The sequence below is a fragment of the Streptomyces violaceus genome (assembly GCF_036014075.1).
Taxonomy (GTDB): domain Bacteria; phylum Actinomycetota; class Actinomycetes; order Streptomycetales; family Streptomycetaceae; genus Streptomyces; species Streptomyces violaceus.
Genome location: NZ_CP107911.1, coordinates 5,486,861 through 5,512,641, shown reverse-complemented (window position 1 = coordinate 5,512,641; position 25,781 = coordinate 5,486,861). Strand labels below are relative to the sequence as shown.

19 protein-coding genes, 1 other RNA gene and 1 pseudogene are annotated in these 25,781 nt (G+C 72.3%); 4 read left to right on the top strand and 17 right to left on the bottom strand.

The window, feature by feature from the left end; translation table 11 throughout:
* Positions 1 to 24 precede the first annotated feature (24 nt).
* The 8 genes from OG542_RS24890 to OG542_RS24855 all read right to left on the bottom strand — a co-directional run bounded on the left by OG542_RS24890 (position 25) and on the right by OG542_RS24855 (position 9,585).
* The gene (locus OG542_RS24890) at positions 25 to 1,410 is read right to left on the bottom strand and encodes a nitrate/nitrite transporter (RefSeq protein ID WP_311125977.1); all 1,386 of its coding nucleotides are present in this window, start codon (positions 1,408 to 1,410) and stop codon (positions 25 to 27) included.
* Positions 1,411 to 1,563: 153 nt separating this feature from the next.
* Complete coding sequence (locus tag OG542_RS24885) at positions 1,564 to 2,562, bottom strand: hypothetical protein (RefSeq protein ID WP_328413728.1); 999 nt, start codon at positions 2,560 to 2,562, stop codon at positions 1,564 to 1,566.
* A 94-nt stretch (positions 2,563 to 2,656) separates the two neighbouring features.
* Complete coding sequence (locus OG542_RS24880; protein WP_408057788.1) at positions 2,657 to 3,868, bottom strand: acyltransferase family protein; 1,212 nt, start codon at positions 3,866 to 3,868, stop codon at positions 2,657 to 2,659.
* Positions 3,865 to 6,057, bottom strand: coding sequence for a bifunctional polysaccharide deacetylase/glycosyltransferase family 2 protein (locus OG542_RS24875; RefSeq protein WP_311125980.1), 2,193 nt, complete (start codon positions 6,055 to 6,057; stop codon positions 3,865 to 3,867). The genes OG542_RS24880 and OG542_RS24875 overlap by 4 nt, the downstream gene beginning before the upstream one ends.
* 200 nt (positions 6,058 to 6,257) lie before the next feature.
* Entirely contained in the window at positions 6,258 to 7,253 is a 996-nt protein-coding gene (locus tag OG542_RS24870) for a hypothetical protein (RefSeq protein ID WP_328413727.1), read from the bottom strand.
* A gap of 160 nt (positions 7,254 to 7,413) precedes the next feature.
* On the bottom strand, positions 7,414 to 8,436 hold the full coding sequence (locus OG542_RS24865; RefSeq protein ID WP_328413726.1) for a LysR family transcriptional regulator: 1,023 nt from the start codon (positions 8,434 to 8,436) through the stop codon (positions 7,414 to 7,416).
* A gap of 57 nt (positions 8,437 to 8,493) precedes the next feature.
* Positions 8,494 to 9,327 carry a hypothetical protein gene (locus OG542_RS24860; protein ID WP_328413725.1) on the bottom strand — a complete coding sequence of 278 codons (834 nt, stop codon included), beginning with the start codon at positions 9,325 to 9,327 and terminating at the stop codon, positions 8,494 to 8,496.
* Between the two features lie 12 nt (positions 9,328 to 9,339).
* Positions 9,340 to 9,585, bottom strand: coding sequence for a hypothetical protein (locus tag OG542_RS24855; RefSeq protein ID WP_086604464.1), 246 nt, complete (start codon positions 9,583 to 9,585; stop codon positions 9,340 to 9,342).
* A gap of 211 nt (positions 9,586 to 9,796) precedes the next feature.
* Between OG542_RS24855 and OG542_RS24850 the strand changes: the two genes are divergently transcribed.
* Positions 9,797 to 11,005 carry an MFS transporter gene (locus OG542_RS24850; protein ID WP_328413724.1) on the top strand — a complete coding sequence of 403 codons (1,209 nt, stop codon included), beginning with the start codon at positions 9,797 to 9,799 and terminating at the stop codon, positions 11,003 to 11,005.
* Between the two features lie 76 nt (positions 11,006 to 11,081).
* A pseudogene (locus tag OG542_RS24845) lies at positions 11,082 to 11,294 on the top strand (hypothetical protein); the annotation flags it as partial.
* 187 nt (positions 11,295 to 11,481) lie between these two features.
* On the opposite strand, the gene ssrA reads toward OG542_RS24845, so the two are convergent.
* From ssrA to ftsE, 5 genes are all read right to left on the bottom strand, one after another.
* Positions 11,482 to 11,885: a transfer-messenger RNA gene (ssrA, locus tag OG542_RS24840) on the bottom strand.
* 123 nt (positions 11,886 to 12,008) lie between these two features.
* Entirely contained in the window at positions 12,009 to 12,488 is a 480-nt protein-coding gene (smpB, locus tag OG542_RS24835) for an SsrA-binding protein SmpB (protein WP_193478381.1), read from the bottom strand.
* 46 nt (positions 12,489 to 12,534) lie between these two features.
* The gene (locus OG542_RS24830) at positions 12,535 to 13,704 is read right to left on the bottom strand and encodes a S41 family peptidase (protein WP_328413723.1); all 1,170 of its coding nucleotides are present in this window, start codon (positions 13,702 to 13,704) and stop codon (positions 12,535 to 12,537) included.
* 68 nt (positions 13,705 to 13,772) lie between these two features.
* The gene (gene ftsX / locus OG542_RS24825) at positions 13,773 to 14,690 is read right to left on the bottom strand and encodes a permease-like cell division protein FtsX (protein WP_193478383.1); all 918 of its coding nucleotides are present in this window, start codon (positions 14,688 to 14,690) and stop codon (positions 13,773 to 13,775) included.
* Positions 14,691 to 14,729: 39 nt separating this feature from the next.
* Positions 14,730 to 15,419, bottom strand: a complete 690-nt coding sequence (gene ftsE, locus OG542_RS24820; protein ID WP_193478384.1) for a cell division ATP-binding protein FtsE — start codon at positions 15,417 to 15,419, stop codon at positions 14,730 to 14,732.
* Positions 15,420 to 15,744: 325 nt separating this feature from the next.
* Between ftsE and OG542_RS24815 the strand changes: the two genes are divergently transcribed.
* A complete protein-coding gene (locus OG542_RS24815) occupies positions 15,745 to 15,936 on the top strand; it encodes a hypothetical protein (protein WP_261683029.1) in 192 nt (63 codons plus the stop codon).
* Between the two features lie 95 nt (positions 15,937 to 16,031).
* Here OG542_RS24815 and OG542_RS24810 read toward each other — a convergent pair whose 3' ends face one another.
* The 4 genes from OG542_RS24810 to OG542_RS24795 all read right to left on the bottom strand — a co-directional run bounded on the left by OG542_RS24810 (position 16,032) and on the right by OG542_RS24795 (position 21,208).
* A complete protein-coding gene (locus tag OG542_RS24810) occupies positions 16,032 to 16,652 on the bottom strand; it encodes a hypothetical protein (RefSeq protein ID WP_328413722.1) in 621 nt (206 codons plus the stop codon).
* A 287-nt stretch (positions 16,653 to 16,939) separates the two neighbouring features.
* The gene (gene prfB / locus OG542_RS24805; protein ID WP_193478387.1) at positions 16,940 to 18,046 is read right to left on the bottom strand and encodes a peptide chain release factor 2; all 1,107 of its coding nucleotides are present in this window, start codon (positions 18,044 to 18,046) and stop codon (positions 16,940 to 16,942) included.
* A 100-nt stretch (positions 18,047 to 18,146) separates the two neighbouring features.
* Positions 18,147 to 19,394, bottom strand: coding sequence for a serine/threonine-protein kinase (locus OG542_RS24800; protein WP_328413721.1), 1,248 nt, complete (start codon positions 19,392 to 19,394; stop codon positions 18,147 to 18,149).
* A 122-nt stretch (positions 19,395 to 19,516) separates the two neighbouring features.
* Complete coding sequence (locus tag OG542_RS24795) at positions 19,517 to 21,208, bottom strand: serine/threonine-protein kinase (protein WP_328413720.1); 1,692 nt, start codon at positions 21,206 to 21,208, stop codon at positions 19,517 to 19,519.
* A gap of 364 nt (positions 21,209 to 21,572) precedes the next feature.
* Between OG542_RS24795 and OG542_RS24790 the strand changes: the two genes are divergently transcribed.
* Positions 21,573 to 25,586 carry an FtsK/SpoIIIE domain-containing protein gene (locus tag OG542_RS24790; RefSeq protein ID WP_328413719.1) on the top strand — a complete coding sequence of 1,338 codons (4,014 nt, stop codon included), beginning with the start codon at positions 21,573 to 21,575 and terminating at the stop codon, positions 25,584 to 25,586.
* The last annotated feature ends 195 nt before the right edge of the window (positions 25,587 to 25,781 follow it).

Below are 25,781 nucleotides of genomic sequence, written 5' to 3'. Positions count from 1 at the left end.
CGGCATGATGTCGGCGGTGTTACGTCACACCTTGGCGTAGCTGAGCTGCGGCTTCGCCTCCGAGGTCGCCGTCGTGACGGGTACCCGGGGAGTCGTACGCCGAAGGTATACGGCCCAAGTGACCACGAAGCAGACCGCGTAGAAGGCGAGGAAGGCGACGAACGCGCCGGTGCCGGAACCGTAGGAGAGGAAGGACTGGCGGAAGGCGAGGTTGATGCCGACGCCGCCGAGCGCGCCCACCGCGCCGATGAGTCCCATGGAGGCGCCGGAGAGCCTGCGCCCGTAGGCCGCGGCCTCCTCGCCCTGCAGTCCCTTGGCCAGCGCCTTGTTCTGGAAGATGCCCGGGATCATCTTGAACGTGGAGCCGTTGCCGAGTCCGCTGAGCACGAACAGCACCACGAACGACCCGGTGAACAGCGCCAGCGACTTCTCCATGGAGGCACCGATCAGGACCGCCGTCGCGACGCCCATGCCGACGTAGTTCCACAGGCTGATCTTCGCGCCGCCGTACTTGTCGGCCATCCAGCCGCCCAGGGGCCGGATCAGCGAGCCGAGGAGCGGACCGATGAAGGTGACGTACGCCGCCTCCAGCGGGGTGCGTCCGAACTGGTTCTGCAGGACCTGCCCGAAGGCGAAGCTGTATCCGATGAACGACCCGAACGTGCCGATGTAGAGGAAGGACATGATCCACGTGTGGGCGTCCCGCGCGGCGTCCTTGGCGGCGCCGGTGTCGTTCTTGACGTTCTCCAGGTTGTCCATGAAGAGCGCGGCCATCACGGCGGCTACGAGGATCAGCGGAATGTAGATCCCGAGCAGCACGCGCGGCCCGCCGCCGGCGCCGATGATCGCGAGCGCGGCCAGCTGGATCACCGGCACGCCGATGTTGCCGCCGCCCGCGTTGAGGCCGAGGGCCCAGCCCTTCTTACGCAACGGGAAGAAGGCGTTGATGTTGGTCATGGAGGAGGCGAAGTTGCCGCCGCCGATGCCGGCCAGCAGGCCGACGAGCAGGAAGGTGGAGAAGGAGGTGCCCGGCTCCATCACGGTGAACGCGGCGACGGTCGGGACCAGCAGGAGGCCGGCGGAGATGATCGTCCAGTTCCGGCCGCCGAAGATCGCGACGGCGAAGGTGTAGGGGACGCGGACGACGGCGCCGACCAGCGTGACCATCGAGGTCAGCATGAACTTGTCGGCCGGTGTCAGCCCGTACTCCGGGCCCATGAAGAGCACCAGCACGGACCACAGGGTCCAGATCGAGAAGCCGATGTGCTCGGACAGTACGGAGAAGAAGAGGTTCCGGCGGGCGACCTTCTCTCCGGTCTCGTTCCAGAAGGTCTCGTTCTCGGGATCCCAGTGCTGGATCCAGCGTCCGCCCTTGCTCGGGGGTGCGGGTGCCGTGCCAGGGCCTGTCATGACGCCTCCACTTGCTCCGGGACTCGGTCGTACTACGAGGGGCTGATCCCGAAGGTAGGGACGGCGCGTTTCGTGACTGTGCCATCGAGTGACCGAGAGGGAACTTTGCTCTCACCCCGGGCCTGGGCGTGATGAGAGGTTCGGTGCCATGTGTCAGCGTTGCGTGTGCTGCCAGTGGGGGTTCTGATCCGGGTGCGGCGGCTGCTGCGGCGCGTAGGGGCCGGGGTGCTGCTGCGGAGGATACGGCGTGGCAGGGGGCTGCGCTCCGTACGGACCGGGCGCGGGCTGAGACGGGTACGGGCCCGGGGCGGGCTGGGCGTACGGGCCTGGCGCGGGCTGAGCGTACGGGCCCGGGGCGGGCTGGGCGTACGGGCCTGGTGCCGGTGCCGGCCCAGGCTGCTGATGTCCGTAACCCGCGGGAGTCCCCACGGCCGGACCGGGCATCCCGGGCGGCTGCCCCGGCGCACCCGCATACCCCGGCGTCCCAGCGCCCGGCGCCCCGGCTCCCGGCCCACCGCCGTACGGCCCTCCGCCGAAGGGGTTGCCGTGCCCGGGCAGCTGTGCCCCGGGCGGGAGGTATCGCGTCCGGCCGTTCTCGTCCGTCACCGGCATGAAGCCGGCCGCCTGCAGCCGGGCGGCGAACTTCACGTTGCGCTTGCGGGTGACCAGGAGGCCGATGCCGAAGATCGCCATGAAGAGCAGCCAGACCACGCCCGCCGCGACGAAGTCGAAGGGCTCCCCGCCGGTGCGGAGGGCGAGGATCACGCAGCCGACGGTGAGGCCGAGGGCCGCGTAGCCCATGCGCTTCTCGGCGCTCTTGCCGGTGAGGTCGAAGTTGATGCGGGCCTTGAGGAGCTCGAAGGCGTCAGGCACGAGCGGCGGGAGGGAGACGCCGTCGGCGGCGCCCGGGTACTGCGCCCAGTTCTGCGCGGCCCGGCCCCGGGCGTGCGGGCTGGGGTCGGGCAGGATCAGCATCGTGAGCGCGCCGTTGCGGCCGCTGCTCTGCCGGACGTCCGCGTACTCGTAGCCGAACTGCTGGGCGACGAAGGCCAGCCGGGCGAGCTTCTTCACGGACGCCATCGGGCTGGTGAGCTCGACCGGCTCTCCGCTCGCCATCAGCCGCAGCATCTTCTGTGTCTGCCGCTTACTCATCCCACCGCTCCCCCGGTCACTCACTGATCGCAGCCGTCCACCTGCGCAACCCGGGCAGTTTTCCACACCGGGGGGAACCCCGGGAGGACGGGGATCAGCCGCCGCGTACCGCTCGCCTCCTGCTCCCCCGAACCCTCACCCGGGGCTCACTCCTGGGCCACAACCGGGGCTTCTGCTTCGCCGCCAGGTCCTCCACCCAGCCGAACGCCAGGACACAGCCGCCGAGCAGCACCCAGACCAGGACCAGCACCGGCCAGGGGCTCTCCAGCAGGCCCGGGACGTTCTGCTCCAGCACGGTGACACTCCACAGCCGGTCCCACTGGGTCGCGGCGATCAGGATGCAGGTGTTGTGCCACAGATAGATCGTCACGGCACGGGAGTTGAGCAGGGTGATCGGCCCGGCCCAGCGGCGCAGCCTGGGCGGCCACTCGGACCAGGACGGGCTGATGTGCAGCAGCAGGAACACCGTGCCGAAGGACCACAGGGCCTGGGCCAGGGGCATGCTGTCCAGGTCGTTGCCGGTGCCGAAGTCGTGGTGCAGGGCGTACCAGAGGCCGGCCAGGGCGATGACGGGTGCCACGGACGGGACGATGTAGCGCGGCAGCCGCTTGAGGATGCCCTCCTGGTGGGCCATGCCGAGGATCCAGCAGGCGCCGAAGGTGGAGAAGTCGGTGAGCGCCGAGGGGAACCGCTCGCCGGGCAGCGCGAGGTAGCTGTGCTCGAAGGCGACCGCCAGGGCGATCGGCGCCAGGAGCGTGACCACCGGCAGGGCGCGCAGGGCCTTCAGGAGCAGCGGGGACAGCAGGACGAACCAGAGGTAGGCGCGGATGTACCAGAGCGGGCCGGCGAGTTCGGCGGCCCAGTCCTCGCCGATGAAGCCGTGGACGCCGGGCAGCCCCTCGGCGTACGGCGGGTCGCTGAGCGGAACGATCCAGAAGGTGAGGTGGAGCCACCACCAGCCGGGATGGCCGTCGGCGTCGGGCCCCCAGCCCTGGAGGACCATGCCGGTGACGCCGACGACGCCCAGCAGCCACAGCGGAGGCAGCAGCCGCCGCAGCCGGCCGCGGATCACCTGCGTCGGCGGCCGCTTGAGCGAGCGGGCCATGAGGTTGCCGGCGAGGGCGAACATCACGCCCATCGACGGGAACACCAGCGGCAGCCAGGCCCAGCCCGTCAGGTGGTACAGCACGACACGGAACAGGGCGAGGGCGCGCAGCAGGTCGAAGTACCGGTCGCGGACGGGGCCGCCGGCGGCGGTCCGCTCCTTCTCCAAGGCCGCGACGACGACATCGGGATGCGTGGTCACGCGACCGGCCTCCCGTCCATCTGCCGCTGGGGCGTGGCCGATCCGGCCCCGGGCAGGCCCACCGCGCCCGTGCGCCGCAGCTTCTGCCAGCGCAGCCGGCCGCCGGTGAGGGCGGTGATCCAGGACTGGAGCAGCACGACGTACATGAGCTGGCGGTACAGGAGCTGCTGGAGCGGGAGCGAGATCAGATGGGTCATGCGCTCCTTGTCGAGGTGGAACGCGTAGGCCGCGCACACCCCCTGCACCGCCAGGACGCCCAGCCAGGCGCCGATGGTCTTCTCCGTCGGGCCGAACACCAGCCCGTACAGCAGGAACACGTCGATCAGCGGGGCCAGCAGCGGCGCCACGACCATGAACATCGACACCAGCGGCATGCCCACCCGGCCGAAGCGGCCCGAGGGTCCCCGCTCGACGAGGGACCGGCGGTGCTTCCAGATCGCCTGCATCGTGCCGTACGACCAGCGGTAGCGCTGGGACCACAGCTGCTGGACGGACTCCGGGGCCTCCGTCCAGGCGACGGCCTTCTCCGCGTACACGACGTGCCAGCCGTCGCGGTGCATGGCCATGGTGATGTCGGTGTCCTCGGCTAGCGTGTCGTCGCTCATGCCGCCGACGCGTTCCAGGGCGCTGCGCCGGAACGCGCCCACCGCGCCGGGGATGGTCGGCATGCAGCGCAGCACGTCGTACATCCGGCGGTCGAGGTTGAAGCCCATCACGTACTCGATGTGCTGCCACGCGCCGATCAGCGAGTCCCGGTTGCCGACCTTGGCGTTGCCCGCGACGGCACCGACGCGCGGGTCGCCGAAGGGCTGCACGAGTTCACGGACTGTGGTCGGTTCGAAGACGGTGTCGCCGTCCATCATCACGATCAGGTCGTACTTGGCGTTGGCGATGCCCCGGTTGAGGGCGGCGGGCTTGCCCGCGTTGAGCTGGCGGACGACGCGTACGCCGGGCAGGCCGAGGTTCTCGACGATGCGCGCGGTGCCGTCGCTCGACCCGTCGTCGATGACCAGCACCTCGATGGGGTGGTCGCTCGCGACCAGGGAACGGACCGTCTGCTCGATGCACTTGGCCTCGTTGTAGGCGGGCACGAGGACGGACACCGGTTCCGTGATGGTCTCGCCCCAGCGGAAACCGCGGCGGCGGACGCGGCGGGCATGCGCGACGGAGAGGATCAGCATCAGACCGAGACGCGCGAAGACCAGCACGCCGACGACGGCGAGACCGGCGACGAGGACCCCGGTCGTCTTCTCGGAGGCCTGCACCAGGAAGACCCAGGCGTCGCCCTTCACCGCGTCGAGACCACCGACCGGCGTGTGCGCACTGGGCGCGTCCAAGGCGGCGGTGAGGGTGTCGAAGCGGTAGCCCTGGTCCTGCAGCCCGGTGACGTACCGGTCGAGCGCGGCCACGGTCTGGGAGCGGTCGCCGCCGGAGTCGTGCATCAGCACGATGGCGCCCTTGCCGTTCTTCGGCGTGGCGTTGCGGATGATCTGGGCGACTCCGGGCCGGCGCCAGTCCTCGCTGTCGGTGTTGTTGACGACGGTGATGTAGCCCTTGCTGCCGATGTACTCGGTGACCGGCCAGGACCTGTTGTCCATGTTCTGGGAGAACGACGAGTAGGGCGGGCGGAACAGCGAGGTGCGGATGCCGGCCGCCCCGGCCAGCGCGAGCTGGTTCTGGGACAGCTCCCAGTCGACGCGGCTCTTGCTCTGCAGCGTCAGATCCGGGTGGTTGAAGGTGTGCAGCCCGATCTCGTGCCCCTCGTCGACCATGCGCTGGACGAGGTCGGGGTAGCGGGAGGCCATGGTGCCGGTGATGAAGAAGACGGCGCGGGCGTCGTGCTTCTTCAGCACGTCGAGGACCTTGGGCGTCCACTGGGGGTCCGGCCCGTCGTCGAAGGTCAGCACCAGCTCGCGGTCCGGGAGTTCCAGACTGTTCTGCTGTCCTTCCCGGGTGTCGATGACGGGCCCGCCCTCGAGGATCTTCTTCGGGACCTGGTCGCTGGACGCGGGCGGCCCGACGCGGTGGTCGGCGAGGATCTCGCTGTGCACGTATCCGCGCAGCATGAGCATCGCCATCAGGGCGACGAGGAGGAGCAGGGGCAGCAGCAGGCGCATGGGCAGGCGGCGGCGCCTGGAGCCGTCACGGGCTCGGGACGGGCGCCCGGAACGGCGGGTACGGGATGCCATGGGTGGTGGTACTCCGGGTGGTGCGGGGAGCGGGTGGTACGGGACGGGTGCGGCGGACCCGGCGGTTCGGCAGCGCCCTGCAGGGGCGCGGGGAACTGCGCGAGGGGCCACGGCCCTGTAGGGGCGCGGGGAACTGTGCGACCGGCCACGGCGGTGCCGCAGACGAACTACGGCACATCGCGGCACCTTCAGCGGAGCGCTTAGGCCGCGGGCGGCTCGGCCACAGGCGGCTCGGCCACGGGCGACTGCGCGACCGGCTGGGTCGCGGCCGGGCCGTCGGCGACCGTGCCGGTGCCGCCGTCGTCCCCGGTGCCGGTGGTCTCGGTCGGCTCGGGCGTGGGTTCGCCGGGCGGCGTCGGGTCGGTCACCGGCGTGCTCGGCGGGTCCGCCGGCTTGCTCGGGGTCGGGTCGGTGACGCCGCCGCCCGCGGCCGGTGCGGTCCGGGACGGGGTCGGCGAGGGCTTGGCGGTCGTGCCGGAACGGCCGGGAGCCGTGGGGGCCACGGGTTCGCCGGCGCTCGCGTCGGGCGCGGGTGCCGTGCCCTCCACGGTCGCCGGCGTGCTGCCCGGGGCGGTGGCGCCGGTGCCGTCGGCCGGTGCCGACCGCTCGGGCAGCGGCGGGGTGTCGACCTGCCCGGCCGGCGGGGCGTCCTTCTGGCCCGGTACCGGCAGCCAGGGCGCCTGGGAGTTGCCCGACATCAGCGTGGCGACGATGACGACGGCGTAGATCCCGCAGGCCAGCGCGACGGCCATGCCGATCCGGCGGAAGCGGCGGCTGCGGCGGCCGGACTCGTCGACGAAGACAGGCGAGTCGGCGGCGGCCGCGGAGCCCGCGCCGGGGCCTTCCTTGACCTGCCGGACGAACCCGTCCCCGAGCTGGACGGCGTCGAGTTGGACGGTGACCTCGTGCGGGTCGTGGCTGTGCCCGGCCGGGTCGTCGATGTCCCCGGCAAAGTCGCGGCCGTGCTTGGACGCGACGGCTCCCTCGGGCTCCTGCCAGGGGTCGCGGACGGCGGTCCGGGATCCGGGGTCCGGGACGAACGAGTCGGCCTCGCCCTCGCTCTGCCGGGGGATGCCGCGCAGTATCTCCGTCCCGGCGGGCAGCCGGTGGCCGGTCCCCTGGAGGTCGCTCCCGGCGAAGACCTGCGTCGCTCTCCGGTCACGGACTCTGCCGTCCGAGGGGAGATCACCGGTCACCGATGCGGCCTCGGGCCACTCGGGTTGGGCGTCTTCTCGCCAATTTTCCACGCGCACGCACTTCCCCCCACGGGATGGTTCAGGTGCGCTGACGACCTGAGCACCCGTCGTCGGACCGGGCCCCCCACCCGTCCGAGCGCCCCCCATTACCACACCGTGCTCAGACGTTGAATGTAGCGCACGCGGAGGTTCCGTGTGGACCGCGTACCGAATCGTGGCACTCGCGAGACGCCATGCGGACATCGTCCCCGGCCGGAACCCATCCTCCGGCGGGCTTGTCCAGCCACCCTTCCTCCGCCGCGAGCCGGGCCGCCGCCCGTCGCAGCGCGTCGAACGCGGGGTGGGTCAGGCCCTTGCGCCAGACCAGCGACACGGGAGACAGCGGAACGGGATCGACCAGGGGCCGGGACACCATCGACGGCAGGGCCGGAAACCCCACGACGGCCAGGACCGGGTTGCGTGTTCTGGCCATGATCCGCTGGAACTCCTCCTCGCCCACGGCCAGCGGTGCGGGTGGCGCGATCTCGATGCCCCGCCCCTCGAAGAGCTGCCGCGCGAGGCCGGTCCACTCCGGGGTGCGCGGATTGCCGGCCCCCGCGTAGACGGTCTCGCCGGCCAGCTCGGCGAGCGGCACCGCCTCCAGCGCGGCCAGCCGGTGGTCCTCGGGCAGCACGACCGCCATCGGCTCGTACCGCACGGGCTGGTGGTCGAGCCCGGCCCGCAGCGCCGGGTCCAGTCCGGCGAACCGTCCGAACGAGGCGTCCAGCCGCCCGGTGAGCAACTCCCCGGCGGCTCCGGTCAGGCCGCTCTCGTAGCGGGCCATCAGCTCGTGGCCGGGGGCGAGCTCGCGCGCCCGGTGCAGCACGCGGCGGGGTGTGGCCAGGCCCGGGGAGTTGAGGTCCACCAGCAGGGGCCGGGCCTGGTCGAAGGCGGCGAGCAGCTCGTCCTGCGCCCGCAGGACGCGCCGGGCGTACGGCAGCAGCCGTTCTCCCTCGGGCGTGAGCGTCACCTGCCGGGTGGTCCGCACGAACAGCTCGGCGCCCAGCTCCCGCTCCAGCCGCCGCACATCCCGGCTGAGTGCCTGCTGCGCCACGTGAAGACGCACCGCGGCACGGGTGAAGTGCAGTTCCTCGGCGACGGTGACGAAGCCACGCAGCAGACGGGGGTCGAGATGGGCGGGCATGCGGTGAACCTACAGCGAGGAGCGGCGGGGCGACGCCGCTCCCCGGCAGCGCGGGGCTCAGGAGCCGGCGCCCCGCCCGGGAGCCTCGCCCGGCACCGCCCCCTCGCCGGCGTCGGGCACGTCCCGCGGCCCGGCCTGGCCCAGGCGGTGCCGGGGCATCGAGCGCAGGGGCGGGCGGGTCAGGGTGATCTGGCGGACGACCTGCTGGAAGCAGGCCAGGGCCGCCACGCCGGGCAGGGCGGCCGCCGCGGTGCCGAGTACGGTCCTCGGCGCCTGGACGACACAGAGCAGTACGGCGACACAGGAGAAGACCAGGACCACGCACCAGGAGTGCACGGCACGGCGCTGGTGGAGCGCGGCCCGCAGCACGGACAGGGAGGCCACCAGCCAGGGCCCGTACACCAGCAGGGGCCACCATCTGCCGAGACTCTTGCCCTCGGGGGACACGCCGACCAGGCGCAGGGGGTCGTAGGCGACCAGGCCGCTCAGGAGGCTCACCGCGGAGGCGATGACCGCCGCCAGGGCGGCGACGAAGAAGCTGGTGGTGCGGAGCAGGCCGGGTCTCTTGCGGGTGCGGATCTTGCGGTGACGCCGGTGGACGTCCCGCACGGGCGGCAGTTCCTCGGTGATGTCCTGGAGCCGCCGCATATGGGCGCCGGAAGCGGCCGGTGCCGGGGCCGCGACAGGCTCCGGGTCCGGATCCGGGTCCGGGTCCGTCTCCTCGTCACGAGGGGCGGGAACCCTCGCCGCCTGTTGCCCGAGGGCCTCCTCGAGGATGAACGCCAGTTCCTCGGCCGGATCCCAGGTCGGGTCCGGTGGTGTCAGGGGAGTGAAGAATTCCCGGGTCGGAGCCCGGTGCCGGCCGCTGCCTTCGATTTTATTGTCATACATAGCGCGACCCGACTATTCTGCAAGCGCGAATGCGGGCCATTCCGTCGCACTGATCCACCGTCGTGCGAGATCCTTTTCGAGCACGCTCATGGTGTCGATGAAATCGCGCAGAACCGGCTCGGTCACCTGCAGCGTGACCGGGCAACCGCCGTTGGTGAGCGTGCCGTTGACAGTGGCCGACGAGTGCGCCGGAGCGGGAATGTAGGTGTACGGGCCGAGCGTTACCGCCCAGCCGTCTTTCCTGGTCGCCTCGGTCATGTACCGACTAACCGTCGGCCCACTTCGGCGGATGCGCGGCAAACGAGTGAAGGATTTCCCCGTTGAGCATCTTTTCCATGCGCCAATAGAAGCATGAGTACTCTCCATATCTCTGTATGAAGAAACACAAAGCGGTCCTACAACCCAGGTGCGTGAGTCCGTACGGAACAGGTGTTGGACCGCTTGATCACCGCCGGGCGACGGTGGGGGCATGCCGCACCTCACCCCGTACCGCCGCCTCTTCCGCCTGCCGGGGGCCCGCGCGTTCACCGCCGGGAACCTGATCGCCCGGCTGCCGATGGGCATGTTCAGCGTCAGCGCGGTCGTCATGATCGCCGGGACGCGGGGCTCGTACGCCCTCGCCGGTGCGGTCACGGCGACAGGGCTCGCGGCGACCGCGGTGGCCGCGCCGTGGACCGCGCGGCTCGTCGACCGGCACGGCCAGGCCCGGGTGGCCCTGCCCGCCACCGTGATCGCCGTCCTCGGCTCCCTCGCGCTGCTGCTGTGCGTGCGCCACGACGCCCCGGACTGGACCCTGTTCGCCTCCTACGCCGCCACCGCCACCACCCCCAACACCGGCGGCATGTCCCGGGCCCGCTGGGCACATCTGCTGGCCGGTGACCCGAAGGGCCTGCACACCGCGAACTCCTTCGAGCAGGCCGCGGACGAGCTGTGCTTCATGCTGGGCCCGGTGCTCGCGGCCTTCCTGTGCGGGACGTTCTTCCCGGAGGCGGGCACGCTCGTCGGCGCGGTGCTGCTGCTGACGGGCATGCTCCTGTTCACGACCCGGCGTGCGACGGAGCCGCCGGTCCGAGAGCGCATACCCGCGAAGGCACCCCTGCGCGCCCCCGGCATGCCCCCGCTGCTCGCGGTCTGTCTGGCGATGGGCGGGATCTTCGGCTCGACGGAGGTCGTCACGCTGGCGTTCGCGGACACCCGGGGGCAGCAGTCGGCGGCCGGTCTCGTACTCGCGCTCCAGGCGGCCGGTTCCTGTGCGGCGGGTCTGCTGTACGGCGCCGTCAAACCCGCCGGGCCGGCCGCGGCACGTCTGCCGTGGTGCGTGGCGGCGATGACCGCGCTGCTGACCCTGCCGCTGCTGGCGGCCGTCCTCACCGGCTCCCTCCTGTTCCTCGCGGGCGCGCTGCTGGTCGCCGGGATGGCGACGGCCCCGACGATGGTCACCACCATGACGCTGGTCCAGCAGCGCACCCCCGAGGGCCGGCTGAACGAGGGCATGACCCTCGCGGTGACCGGCCTGCTGGGCGGCATCGCCGGTGGCGGCGCGCTCGGCGGCTGGACGGTGGAGCATGCGTCGGCGACGGCCGGTTACGGAATCCCGGTGACGGCGGCAGCCCTGGCCTTGGCGTTGTCCCTCTTCGGAGCGTCGAATCGCTTCACCAATCCCCTTACCGCCCATTGACGCCCTCACACACCCCGCATACGTTCGGGTTGTCGAAGCGCTTCGACACCATGCGCCGGGAAGTTAGGGGCCCCACATGAAGTTCACCGACGGCTACTGGCTTCTGCGCGAGGGCGTCACCGCGGCCTGTCCGGCCGAGGTCCTCGACGTCACCGAATCGGACAACGCGCTGGAGATCCACGCGCCGACCCGGCCCATCCGCTCCCGCGGCGACCTGCTGACGGGCCCCGTCCTGACACTCCGCGCCCACGCACCCATGCCTGATGTCATCGGCCTGACGCTCACGCACGGGGACACCCTGCGGGCGTCGTGCGGCGCCCCGGCGGCCCCCTGGGCTCTCGCCACCGCCGGCCGCGAGGCCCTGGCATCGACGGGAACCGGCTCTCTGCGGCTGGAGGCACCCTGACGCCCACGATGTCCGGCCATGACAAAGGCCCCGCCGCTCGGAAGCGACGGGGCCTGTGCCCACATGGGATGAGTGGAGATGGCGGGAATCGAACCCGCGTCCAACGGTGCGGAAGGAGGGCTTCTCCGTGTGCAGTCGGCTGTGCTTTTCTCGGCCCCGGAGATCACGCCGACAAGTCTCCGACGGGCCCAGTCACTGTTTGGTTTCCCTCTTCACCCCGTGACCGGGATCAAGGTTTAGTTCCCTAAATGATGCCAGGATCCGGGTCGGGAACACCCCCGGGCTGACACTCCCTTAAGTAGGGGAGCCGCTGCTCGCTACCTGAAAATCAGGCAGCGAGGGCGAGCTCGCCCTGGGAGACAGATCGCTTGGAATTGGCGATTATTTTTTTCGGCCTGTGGTTTACGAGATCATGGCCGCTTCCTCGACACGCTTCCCCTGCTTCGACAGCCGCTGTCGAAACCGATCATCCCCATGTTGATTTTTCAAACCGTGCGCCCTGCGTGGGGTGCAGGTGCCATCGTACGTGACCAACGCGGGTCGGTGCCAGCGTATTCCCCCACCCGCCGGAGACCCCCAGGTGACGTGCGGGGGGACCTACGCCCCCTGCCTCCTGCGCACCGCGGAGACCGCACGCTCGGTCTCGCGCCGGTCCTGCTTCTCGCGGAGCGTCTGACGCTTGTCGTACTCCTTCTTGCCCTTCGCCAGCGCGATCTCGACCTTGGCGCGGCCGTCCTTGAAGTACAGCGCGAGGGGCACGATGGTGTGCCCCGTCTCCTGGGACTTGGACTCCAGCTTCTCGATCTCGAGGCGGTGCAGCAGCAGCTTCCGCTTGCGCCGGGCGCTGTGGTTGGTCCAGGTGCCCTGGCTGTACTCCGGCACATGCACGTTGTGCAGCCACGCCTCGTTCCCGTCCATCTGCACGAAGCCGTCGGCCAGCGACGCTCGTCCCTGGCGCAGCGACTTCACCTCGGTCCCGGTGAGGACCAGACCGGCCTCGTAGGTGTCGATGATGAGGTAGTCGTGCCGCGCCTTCTTGTTCTGCGCGATCATCTTGCGCCCTTTTTCCTTAGCCATAGTGCCGTCCATTTTCGCACTACGGAGGGGGCCCCGGGAAAGTCGATTACGACGGGCCGGCGAGACCGCGCAGCAGGGTCTCGGCCCGCTGGAGGGCTCCGTCGTCGGTTTCCAGGTCGGGCGTGATGCCCCGGCCGTCGACCCCCCGGCCGGAGGGGGTGCGGTAGTGGCCGACGGTCAGCTCCGCGACGGAGCCGTCGGGCAGCCGGCTCGGCATCTGGACCGAGCCCTTGCCGAAGGTGCGGGAGCCCACGACGAGGGCCCGTCCGCGGTCCTGAACAGCACCGGTGAGAAGCTCGGCCGCGCTCATCGTCCCGCCGTCGACGAGCGCGACCAGGGGTCTCGTCGTGTCGCCGCCGGGGTCGGCGTGCAGGGCGCGCTGCTCGCCGTCGACGTCGTACGTGGCGACCAGGCCGCCGTCGAGGAAGGCGGAGGCGGCGGTGACGGCCTCGGTGACCAGGCCGCCGGAGTTGGCGCGCAGGTCGAGGACGATGCCGGCGTCACGCGGAGCCTGCCGGACGGCCGCGCGGATCTGGTCGCCGGAGCCCTTGGTGAAGGTGTCGACCCTGATGACGGTGACCGAATCGGCGACTTCCCGGACGGTGACCGAGTCCGTGGACAGCTGGGCCCGGCGCAGGGTCTCGGTCCACGCGCGCGTGCCGCGCTCCAGGCCGAGGCGGACGGTGGTGCCGGCGCCGGCTTCGGCGGCGTCCCCGCGCAGTAACGAGACGACCTCGGTGACGGGCCGCCCGTCGGTCTTCTCACCGTCGACGCTGCGCAGCAGGTCTCCGGGACGGATCCCGGCGGTGGCCGCGGGCGAGCCGGAGCGCACCTTCGTCACCTCGATACGGCCGTCCCCTTCGCTGCGGGCCCACAGGCCGACGCCGGTGTACTGGCCGTCGAGGGACTCCTCGAACTCCTCGTACTCGCCCTGGGAGTAGACGGCGCCCCAGCGGTCCCCGCTGCGGCTGACCGCGCGCTTCGCGGCCTCCATCGGGGACTTGCCGTCGGCCATGGCCTCCTCCGCGGCCCTGGCGACATCGGCATGGTCCCCGGCCAGGGATGCCGAACGGGCCTCGTCCGGAGCGGACTTCCGGTCGGCCTGCGGGAGCGCCCCGGTGGCCGCACCGGCGACGAGCACGCTCGCGAAGAGCAAGGTCAGGGCTGCCCCGCGGCGGATGCGACGGGGCTGACAGAACGGGTCACGACCTGACATGCCGGTGAGTCTAGGACAAGGGGAAGGGCCGTACGGTCGGTTGACCGCACGGCCCCAGTTGGCATGTGTCACACCTTCAAGTACTTGCGCAGCGCGAAGAACGCGGCCAACGCGGGCATCAGCAGACTCGTCGCGAGGATGAGCGGCAGCTTGGTCAGGACCGCGTCCCAGCCGATGAAGTTGATCAGATTCAGCTTCTCGGACAGCGCCAGACCGTGGTCGATGATGAAGTATCTGGCGACCAGCAGGAAGCCGCACGCGAGGGTGCCGCCGATGAGTCCGGCGACCGCGGCCTCCATGATGAACGGTGCCTGGATGTAGAAGCCCGAGGCGCCCACCAGGCGCATGATGCCGGTCTCGCGCCGCCGGCTGAACGCCGAGACGCGCACGGTGTTGACGATCAGCATCAGCGCGACGACGAGCATCAGCGCCATCACCGCCCGCGCCGCCCAGTTCATGCCGTTGAGCAACCCAAAAAGATTGTCCAGAATGCCCTTTTGGTCCTGAACGGACTGCACGCCGTCCCGCCCGTCGAAGGCGGTCGCGATGACCTGGTACTTCTGCGGGTCCTTCAGCTTGATGCGGTACGACTCCTGCATCTGGTCCGGCGTGAGGGAGCTGGCCAGCGGGGAGTCGCCGAACTGCTCCTTGTAGTGCTTGTACGCCGCGTCCTGCGACTCGTACGCGACCTTCTCGACCACGCCCATCTTGTCGAGGTCGGTCTTGATCTGCTTCTTCTGGTCGTCGGTCACCGCGCCCTTGGCGCAGTTGGGGTCGGACTCGGCATCGCTCTTGTTGCAGAGGAAGACCGAGACGTTGACCTTGTCGTACCAGTAGCCCTTCATGGTGTTGACCTGGTCACTCATCAGGAGCGACCCGCCGAACAGGGCGAGCGACAGGGCGACGGAGACGATGACGGCGAAGGTCATCGTCAGGTTGCGGCGGAGACCGACGCCGATCTCCGACAGGACGAACTGGGCGCGCATGGCGACTGGTTATGCCTTTCCGTGATCTAGGGTGCGGTCTCAGTGCTGGTAGCCGTAGACACCGCGGGCCTGGTCGCGGACGAGGCGGCCCTTCTCCAGTTCGATGACGCGCTTGCGCATCTGGTCGACGATGTTCTGGTCGTGCGTGGCCATCACCACGGTCGTGCCCGTCCGGTTGATGCGGTCGAGCAGTTTCATGATGCCGACGGAGGTCTGCGGGTCGAGGTTGCCGGTGGGCTCGTCGGCGATGAGCAGCTTGGGCCGGTTGACGAAGGCCCGCGCGATGGCCACGCGCTGCTGCTCACCACCGGACAGCTCACCGGGCATCCGGTCGTCCTTGCCGCCGAGCCCGACGAGGTCGAGCACCTGCGGTACGGACTTGCGGATCTCGCCGCGGGACTTGCCGATGACCTCCTGCGCGAAGGCGACGTTCTCGCCGACCGTCTTGTTCGGCAGCAGGCGGAAGTCCTGGAAGACCGTCCCCAGCTGGCGCCGCATCTGGGGCACCTTCCAGTTGGAGAGGCGTGCGAGGTCCTTGCCCAGGACGTGCACCTGCCCGTGGCTGCACCGCTCCTCGCGGAGGACCAGCCGCAGGAAGGTGGACTTTCCGGAGCCGGAGGACCCCACGAGGAAGACGAACTCGCCCTTCTCGACCTCCAGGGAGACATCCCTGAGGGCGGGGCGGGTCTGCTTGGGGTAGACCTTGGAGACGTTGTCGAATCGGATCACGGATGCACCACGGGTCGCCGGGGGTAGATGAGCGTGACCATACGCGAACCGGGCAGCAGACCGCAGTCACCGGTGGCGCTTGTGTAGCACTTGTGCCTTTTCTGCCGGTGAGGGCGCGCCCCTCAGGGGCGCGGGGCTGTATCGATATGCGGCTCCGCCGCGTGGGCGCGACAAGCCACATACGGCCCGCAGCCGCGAGACCATGGCAACCACCCCCTTCGGAGCGACCCGCGCGCCCTCCGGAGGAACCTGGCACAGTGGAGAGGGAACGTTCGCACCCCCACGAGCGTTACACACAAGGAACCGGCGCAAGGAGGGCGAGCGCATGACGTACGACCGGCTGGTGTGCGCGAACTGCGCGGCCCCCGTGAGCGAGGGCCGGTGCCCCGTCTGCCGCGCGAACCGTGAGCGGCTGCAGCAGGAGAACTTCCTCGCGAATCTGAACCCGATGACGCTGATCGCACTGCTGACGGTGCTGATCGCCGCGGTGGCGCTGCTGGCGCACCAGACCGCGTAACACCGCGCACCACAGACACGGCCGAGGGCCCGGAGCGTTTACTCCGGGCCCTCGGCTTCGCGCTGTGCCTACGGTCCGTACGGACGCGGCTACCGTCAGGCGGCAGCCCCGCCGCGGCCGCCCACGAGGCGCGGCAGGAGGCGGAAGCCGACACCGCCGGCGATCATCGTGGCGGCGCCGATCACCAGGAAGGTGGTCTGCGCGGCACCCGTCTCGGCGAGCTCCGCGCCGTTGCCCTGGGCCTGGGCCTGACCCTGCGGGGCGGCCGGGGTGGAGTCCGAGCCGGTGTCCGTGATGGAGGAGGAGCCCTCCTCCTGCGGGGAGGTGCCGCCGTCGGGGTCGGCGGCGTTTCCACCGCCGTTGTTCCCACCGTTGCCGCCGCCGTTACCCGGGTCGGTCGGCGCGTCGGTCGGCTGGTCCGTCGGGTCCTCGGTCGGCTCGGTGGGCTCGTCCGTGGGCTCGGTCGGCTCGTCCGTGGGCTCCTCGGTCGACGGCGGGTCGGTCGGGAGGTCCGTCGGCACGTCGGTGGGGATGCCGGTCGGCTCGCCCGTCGGCGGCGGGGTCGGAGTGGGCGATTCGTTGGCGCACAGGATGCCGAGCAGGCAGTCCTCGGCCTCCGCGGCGGATGCGGCACCGGCGGCGGTCAGCGAGGCACCGGCCGCGATCACGGCGCCGGCCGCTATCCGTGCGACACGGATCCGCGTCTTCTTCGTCATGTGGTTGCTACCCCCAGTAGCTCGTCAGTGAGGCAGGGCTCGGGGCTGCGATCGACAGGGCGGCTGCAGTGAAAAGGCCCCCGGTTCACATGCGCCCCAGAGACACGCATGCCGCGCTTTACCCTTCCCATTTTTCAAGAACACGTCAAGGGCGTTTGCGGGCGCCATGTCCAACTCTGGGGGCTATGCGGAGAGTCGAACTCTGTGAGTGTGATGTAAAACCCAGACATGCGGGTACAGAAAAGGCAACTGCCGCACTCACGTCGGCAGTTGCCTTGTCGACAAACTTACTTCTCCTGCTGCTTGCGCCAGCGAATTCCGGCCTCGAGGAACCCGTCGATCTCGCCGTTGAACACGGCCTCGGGGTTGCCGACCTCGCATTCGGTGCGCAGGTCCTTGACCATCTGGTACGGGTGCAGCACGTACGAACGCATCTGGTTGCCCCAGGAGTTGCCGCCGTCGCCCTTGAGGGCGTCCATCTTGGCCTGCTCCTCCTGGCGGCGCCGCTCCAGCAGCTTGGCCTGGAGCACGTTCATGGCCGTCGCCTTGTTCTGGATCTGCGACCGCTCGTTCTGGCAGGAGACGACGATGCCGGTGGGGATGTGGGTGAGGCGCACCGCGGAGTCGGTGGTGTTGACGCCCTGGCCGCCGGGGCCGGACGAGCGGTACACGTCGACCCGCAGTTCGGACTCGTCGATCTCGATGTGGTCGGTCTGCTCGACCACGGGCAGGACCTCGACGCCCGCGAAGGAGGTCTGGCGGCGCCCCTGGTTGTCGAAGGGCGAGATGCGCACGAGCCGGTGCGTGCCCTGCTCCACGGAGAGCGTGCCGTACGCGTAGGGCGCCTGGACGGCGAAGGTGGTCGACTTGATGCCGGCCTCCTCCGCGTACGACGTCTCGTAGATCTCGGTCTTGTAGCCGCGCTGCTCGGCCCAGCGCAGGTACATGCGCTGGAGCTTCTCGGCGAAGTCGGCGGCGTCGACGCCGCCGGCCTCGGCGCGGATGTTCACCAGGGCCTCACGGGAGTCGTACTCGCCGGAGAGGAGGGTACGGACCTCCATCTCGTCCAGCGCCTTCTTCACGGCGGCGAGCTCGGACTCGGCCTCGGCGCGGGTGTCCGGGTCGTCCTCCTCCTCGGCCATCTCGAAGAGGACGCCCAGGTCGTCGAGGCGACCGCGCAGGGCCTCGGCCTTGCGCACCTCGGCCTGGAGGTGGGACAGCTTGCTGGTGATCTTCTGCGCCTCATCGGGGTTGTCCCACAGGGACGGCGCGGCCGCCTGCTCCTCGAGCACGGCGATGTCTGCCCTCAGCTTGTCGAGGTCCAGAACGGCCTCGATCGACTCCATGGTCGAGGAGAGGGACTTGAGCTCTTCGGATACATCGACGACTGCCACGCCTCCAGCGTAACGGCTCCGCCCGGCGGCCATCGCCGGGCGGGTGGAGCCGACAGGCCGGGGAGACCACGGACGGGCCGCCCCCGCGCCCCGGGTCGGGTCAGGGCGACTGCGGGGCCGAGTTCTTCGTGTCCTGGGGAGGGGTGCTCGTGTCGTCGTCCGACGTGGACAGCCACGCCCCGACACCGATCGCGGCCACCAGGGCGATCGCGGCCGCTCCCAGTGCCACGCGGCGGCGTCGGGCGGCGGCGCGGTTGCGGGCCGAGCCCGGTCGTGGCGTGCCCGCCGTGCGTGGGGCACGGGCCGTGCCGTGGGCGCCGCCGGCCAGTTCGTCGGGCGCGGGGACGCGCATCGAGGTGTGGGTGTCCCGGTTGGAGTCGGCCGGTTTCGCGCCCGGCACCAGGGGGACCGCGCCGCGCCGCCGGACCCGCTCCCCGGCCGGGGCCGGTCGGGCCGGCTGCTCCTCCCGCTCGGCCTCCTCCGCGGACTCCGGGTCCGGCTCGTCCACCTCCAGCGGCGGCATGCCCGCCAGCATCGGCAGCAGCTCCCGCAGCCGCGCCCCGAGCTCCGAGGCCCGCAGCCGCGAGGCCGGCGCCTTGGCCAGGCACTGCACGAGCAGCTGCCACAGCTCGTCGGGGATGCCGGGCAGCGGGACGACCGTCTCCGTGACGTGCCGGCGCAGGACCGCGCCCGGATGGCCGCCGCCGAACGGGGTGAAGCCCGCGAGCAGCTCGTACAGCACCGTGGCGAGCGCGTAGATGTCGACGGACGCGCGCGGGGGCAGGCCCTCGACGATCTCCGGGGCGAGGTAGTCCGGGGTGCCGATGATCTTCGTGGCCTTGGTCCGGCGCGGGGTGTCGATGAGTTTGGCCACGCCGAAGTCGGTCAGCAGCGCGCGGTGGGAGCCGCCGGGGCCGAGCGGGCCCTGCATGTCCAGGAGCACGTTCTCCGGCTTCACGTCCCGGTGCACGACGCCCGCGGCGTGCGCGGCCGCCAGTCCGTCGGCGATGTCTGCGGCGATCGCCACGGCCGCCTCGGGCGGCAGCCGGCGTTCCCGCTCCAGCCGGGTCCGCAGATCCGTACCGCGGACGAGGTCCATGACCAGCGCCAGGTCGTTGCCGTCCACCACCAGGTCCCGCACCGACACGACGTGCGGGTGCTCCAGGCCGAGCAGCGCCGTCCGCTCCTGCACGAAGCGTCCGACGAGTTCCTGGTCGGACGCGAGGTCCTCGCGCAGCAGCTTGATGGCGACCGGGCCCTCGGGACCCTCGCCCAGCCACACCGTGCCGGCGCTGCCCCGCCCCAGGATCTGGTGGGCGGTGTACCGGCTGCCGATCTTCCGTGCCAAGGCTGCTCCTACCGACGCGTGTTGTCGCTAAAACTACGCGCAGGAGGAGCCAACCTTCACCGCCCAGGCGGAAATCACCCGCCAGGTGTCGACAAATCACCAACCCCGCATGCCGGTTCGGGTCAGTTCGTGCCCGAACCGCCGCCCAGCTTCTCGATCCAGCCGGTCACCGTGCTGAACCAGTCGGTGAGCTGGTCCCAGTAGCCCTTGCCGGTGCCGATCCACTCCTGGAGCGGGCTCAGTTCCCAGATCAGCCAGCCCGCGACGAACAGGATGACGATCGTGAAGAGGCAGCCCTTCAGACAGCCGAGCCCGGGGATCCGCATCGGGTTCGCGCTGCGCTGCCGCGGCTGCCGGGGCTCGCGCTGTGGCTGCTGGGGCTGCTGCGGCTGAGGAGGCGGCGGGGGCGGGGCGTAGCGCTGCGGCTGCTGGGCCTGATGCTGCGGGGCGTACTGCTGAGGCTGCTGCTGCGGATGGCCGTAGCCGGGTCCGGGCTGGGGCTGCCGGCCCCGCTGCGGAGGCTGCTGCGGCCGGGCCACCTGGCGCTGGGGGCGGCGGCGCAGCGGGTCCTGCCCCGGGTCGAGGTAGTTCTGGACCTGCGTCTGCTCGTTGCGGTCGCGGGCGGCCCGCAGCTGGTTCTGCCAGGGGTGCGGGTCCTCGGGCCCGCCGCCCTGGCCCTGCTGGCCGGGGTGGCCGGGCGATCCCGGCGGGACCGGCGGCATGACGGCGGTCGGGTCGGCCGCGCCCCGGTGAGGCAGGACCGAGGTGGGGTCGGCGGCGCCGGCCGGGCCGCCGGTGTGCGGCATGACGCTGGTCGCCGCGTTCGGGTCGTACGAGCCCGCGCCCTGCGGGAGGACCTGGGTCGGGTCGGCCCCGCCGGACATGTCCGGGACGGGCGCGGGCGCCGGGTCGGGCACCAGGAGCATGCCGACGCCCTCGGCGGCGGCGATCTGCGCGGAGTTCGCGTGCACGCCGATGCCCTCGGCGACGACGCGCAGGCCGCGGGCGAGGTTCTCGGCGCTGGGCCGCTCGTCCGGGTTCTTGCGCAGACAGCGCTCGATGACCGTCCACAGCGGGTCCGGGACCGTGGAGGGGCGGCGCGGCTCGGCGCTCAGGTGCTGGTGCAGCACCTCGAGGGCGGAGCCGCCGCCGAACGGCGGACGGCCGGTGACCAGCTCGTACAGCAGGATGCCGGCACCGTAGATGTCGACGGCGGAGGTCTGCGGACGGCCCTCGGCGCCCTCGGGCGCGACGTACGCGGGGGTACCGACGAACTCCTGGGTGCGGGTGAGCCCCGGGGAGTCGGCGAGGCGGGCGATGCCGAAGTCGGTCAGCAGCGGGTGCATCCGGCCGTCGTACTGCTGGAGCAGAACGTTCGCCGGCTTGAGGTCGCGGTGGACGACGCCGTCGGCGTGGCTCGCGGCGAGCGCGTCGGCGATCTGGGCGGTGAGCAGGGCCGCGGCGACGGGGCTGAAGGGGCCGTTCTCGCGCAGGTAGTGGTGCAGGTCGGGGCCCTCGACGAGGTCCATGACCAGGGCCAGCAGATCGCCCTCCACCACCAGGTCACGGACCCGGACGATGTTCGGGTGGGTCAGCCGGAGCAGGACGGAGCGCTCCCGGAGGAAGCGCATCACGACGTCCGCGTCGTTGGCCAGCTCCTCCTTGAGGACCTTGATGGCGACGGTCTCGCCGGGCTGTCCCGGCACGGCCGCCTCGGCGCCCGCGGTCTCGCGCTGGCGGGCTCGCCAGACGGTGCCCGTGGCGCCGCGTCCGAGCGGCTCCTCGAGCAGGTACTTGCTGCCTACCGGCCGCACGTCATGCGCTCCCTGCTGCTTGCCTTGCCTGCTGGCCTGTGTCCGACCCACTGTAGTGCCGCGATGCCGGGGACCGGGGTGTCGGCTTTCTGTGGGTCTTACGTAGCCGTTCTCACATCCGTTCGAAGCAAAGACGCTTACCTCGGTCTTGTGGTTGCCGGGAATGAACGTGACCGATCTCAAGGCGTCGCCTGTGGGTCATCTCTCAGGCACTTTTGCGGGCAGAGCCGACCAATCAAGATCACCTTTCCCCGAGCGAGGGGCGCGGTGTCAGTGGCAGGTGCGAGGATGCCTGCAGTATTGGCCGACGTGCCGGGGCGGGGTGGGGGACTCCGCGCCCGGGCAGAAGGGACCGCTGACGGCGATGCAGATCCGGCTGACCGTCGTAGATCCGCTGGGCCCGTCGGCGCCGGCGCAGGGCCGCGCCCCGCGCAGCGACGTGCTGGTCACGGCGCCCGCCGGTACGGCGCTCGCGGCGGTGGCCTCGGCGCTCGCCCAGGTGGTCTCCGGCGGTGACGGCTCGGGCACCGTGGTGCTGTACGCCGGGGAGCAGCGGCTCGACGCCCAGCGCTGCACGCTCGGCGAGCCCCCGCTGACCGACGGCGCGGTGCTGTCCGTGGGCGCGCCGGGCGAGCCGGAGCCGCACCCCGAGCTGGACAACGCCCCGGCCCAGCTCCAGGTGGTCGCCGGCCCCGACGCCGGCGGCGTCCACCTGCTGCACGGCGGCGAGATCCGCGTCGGCCGCTCCGCCGACGCCGACGTGCCCCTGGACGACCCGGACGTCTCCCGGCTGCACTGCGCGGTGACCGTGGGCGCCGACGGCCGCGTCGCGGTCGCCGACCTGGACTCCACGAACGGCACGACGCTGGACGGCCGGCCGGTGAGCGGCCGCGCCGTGCGGTTCGCGCCCGGGGCGCTGCTGCGGATCGGGGAGTCGGCCCTGCGGCTGGCTCCCGCCGGAGGACCGGGCGCCCGGGTCGGCACGACTCCGGACGGGGAGGGGCACGTGCGCGTGCCGGGCCCCGCCGGGGACGGCACGACGGCCCACCCGCGCGCGACGAACCCGGCGCCGGCCGGGCCTTCCGGCCCTACGCGCCATGCCTACGGCTCGGCGGCCTGGAGCACGCCGGGCCCTGCCGGGCAGGGCTCCGGCGACTCGGCGGTGGTGCCGGGGCAGGGCGGGGCGCCCCGGGTCGAGAGCCGAGGTGCGGGGGCGGCCGCGGAGGGTCCGGGGTCCGCCGTGCGTGGGACATACCCAGGGACCGAGGAGGGCAGGCCGGGCGCCGGTGGGCGTGGGCGGCGTGTCTCACGGCCTCCGGGAGACCGGGCTTCCGCCGGTTTCCCCGACGACTCCACGCGCGCTGCCGCCCGTGAAGGGACCCGCCCGCCCTCACCGGACGGCGTGGCCCGGGCGCCCCGGCAGCGCGGCGCCACCGAGGGCTCGTCGCCCCTGGCCCCTCCGGACGGCCCGGCCCACGCTTCCTGGCAGCGCGACGCGTCGCAGGCGGGGCTCCGCGAGGGGGACACCCATGCGGGGCGCTTCGGAACGGGGGCGCCGGGCGGGGCGTTCGCCGGTGGCGGGACATACGCCGACCGTGGGGCACAGACCGACGGTGGGATGCCCGCCGATGGCGGGGCGTACGCCGGCGGTGGGGTGCACGCCGACGGTGGGACGCCCACCGGTGGCGGGGCGTACGCCGACCGTGGGACACACGCCGACGGTGGGACGCCCACCGGTGGCGGGGCGTACGCCGACCGTGGGACACACGCCGACGGTGGGACGCCCACCGGTGGCGGGGCGTACGCCGACCGTGGGACACACGCCGACGGTGGGACGCCCACCGGTGGCGGGGCGGACGGCGGCGGTGGGGCAGCCGGCGTCGGTCCTCGTGCCGGAGCCGTCGGCGGGCCGGCTTCCGCGCCCGCCGGGCCGGGCGGGGACGCTCGCGCCGGTGGCGGCCCGGGCCCCGGCGCCCCGGCAGGCTCCCAGGACGAGCCTTCCGGGCGCGGGCGCAAGGGCACTCCCCTCCGGGGGACGGACATACCGCAGGGGGCCCGCAGGCGGGGCGGGCTCGGGGCGTGGGCCCGGCGGCTGGCCGGAGGGCGCGGCGAGCAGGGGCCGGACGCACGCGAGGCGTACGGGGACGAGCCGGCCGACGGGACGGCGGAGCGCTCGGCCGTCGTGCCGGCGGTGCCGGAGACCTGGCCGGATCCGGCCACACTGCTGCTGACGGCACTGGGTCCGGGGCCCCGGCTGTGGGAGCGCGGTCCGGGCCACCCGGAGGCGCTCGCGGTGCGCCTCGGCACGGCCGACCGGGCGGTGCCGGACGGCTCGGGCCTGCTACCGGCGGTGCCGGTGACCGCCGGGCTGCGCGAGGTCGGCGCTCTGGGTCTCGCCGGGCCGCGGGCGCGGCTCGGCGGGCTGGCCCGTGCCCTGCTGGCCCAGCTCACCGCGTTGCACTCCCCCGACATGCTGGAGATCGTCCTGATCGCCGCGGACCGCTCCCGCCCTCTGGAGGAGCGCACCGCCGAGTGGTCCTGGCTGGGCTGGCTTCCGCATGTCCGGCCCGGGCACGGCCAGGACTGCCGGCTGCTCCTCGCCCACGACCGGGAACAGGCCGCGGCCCGCACCGACGAACTCCTCCGCCGCCTGGAGGACCAGCTGGCGGAGGCGGGGGCGGGGGCGGGGAGCACCGCTCCCCTCACCAGCACCCCCCTGGCTCCCACCGGCGAGCCCTCCCGAGGCCACCTGGTCCCGGACGACTCCCCTGGTACCGACGCTTCCGTCCCCTTCCCCGGCCCGTTCACCGTGCTCGTCGTGGACGGCGACCCCGGCGGGGCCGATCTGCGCGAGGCCGTGGCGCGGCTGGCCGCGGAGGGCCCGCGGGCCGGTATCCACGTGGTGTGTCTGGCCGAGACGGCCGCCGCCTCCCCGGCCTCGCCGGTGACGGAGACGTACGAGGCGGCCTGCGCGGTGTCGCCGACGTTCCGGCAGTGCGGTGCGGTCGCGCTGCTCAGCGGGGACGTGGCGACGGCGCTGCGGCTGATGCGCGTGGCCCGGGCCGGCGCCGGCTCCGCACCGGCCGGTCACGGCACGGTCGCCACCGTCGACGCCGTCTCCCCCGCCTGGGCCGAGCGCTTCGCGCGGGCGCTGGCGCCCCTGCGGACGGACGCCGCGACGAGTGAGCGGCAGCCGCGCGTCTCCGCGCCGCTGCCCCAGGCGGCCCGGCTGCTGGACGAGCTGGGCCTGGCCCGGGCCACCCCGGCGTCGCTGATGGCTCGCTGGGCGGACGCGGCCGACGACGCGGACGCGCTGGGCGGTCGGGTGCGCGCGATACTGGGCGCCGGGCCGCGCGGCCCGGTCGGCGCGGACCTCGCGGCCCAGGGACCGCATCTGCTGATCGAGGGCCCGCCGGGCAGCGGCCGCACCGAGCTGCTGCGGGCGGTCGTCGCGTCGCTGGCCGCCGCCGAGCGGCCGGACCGCCTGGGCATCGTGCTGGTCGACGGCCGGGGCGGCTCCGGCGCGGGCGGCGGGCACGGCGAGGGACTGCGGGTGTGTACGGACGTACCGCATGTCACCACGCATCTCTCCGCCCACGACCCGGTCCGGATGCGGGAGTTCGCGCAGTCCCTGAGCGCCGAGCTCAAGCGGCGCGCCGAGCTGCTGGGCCGGTCCGACTTCGCCGAGTGGCACAGCGGTCGCGAGCTGTCGGGCCGTATGGTCGCCCAGCGCACGGCCTCGGCCCGGGGCGGCGTCCAGGCCGAGGCCGCCGGGCACGGTGCCGGGGATCTCGACTCCCCGTCCAGTTCGACCATGCGGCTGCGGCCCGGAGCGGCCCGGCGGCAGACGGAGGCGGCGGCGCCGCCGCTGCCCCGGCTCGTCGTGGTCGTCGACGACCTGGACGCCCTGGTCTCCCCGGCGCTGGGCTCGACCGGGCGGCCCGCGGCCGGCTCGGTGATGCGCGCGCTGGAGGCCGTGGCCCGGGAGGGCGAGCGGCTGGGTGTCCACCTGGTGACGGCCTCCGGTCCGTGCCCCCGTACGGCGGAGACGGAACCGGCCCGCCGGGCCACCCTGCGCGTCAGGCTCGACGCCCCGGCACCCGGTCCGGACGAGCCCGCGCCCGGCCGGGGCAGTCTGACCTGCGCGGACGGGCGGGTGACGCCGCTCCAGGGCGGGCGGGTCACCGGCCGTATCCCCCGGACGGCGACCCTGCGCCCCACGGTCGTACCGCTGGAATGGCACCGCATGGGTGACCCTCCGGCCCGGCGTCCGGTGCGGGAACTCGGAAACGGACCGACCGACCTGGCACTGTTGGCCAGCGCGCTGGAAAGGGCGGCGAGAGAGGTCTCGGCGGTAGAGGTGCCGTCACTTCTGTAGCACTCGTCAGCACGCGTACATGGCACTGGCCGGAAGACGACCCCGCCCGGCGATCAGAGGTTCAGCCCCTGGTCACGAGGGGGTCACGATCCCCCGCTTGACAGCCGACGCCATCTTGCCGCCCCCGCACACCCGGGCGTAGACCAGATCGCACGGGAGCGCGCTCGACGTTCGACGAGGAACGAAGAACGGGGC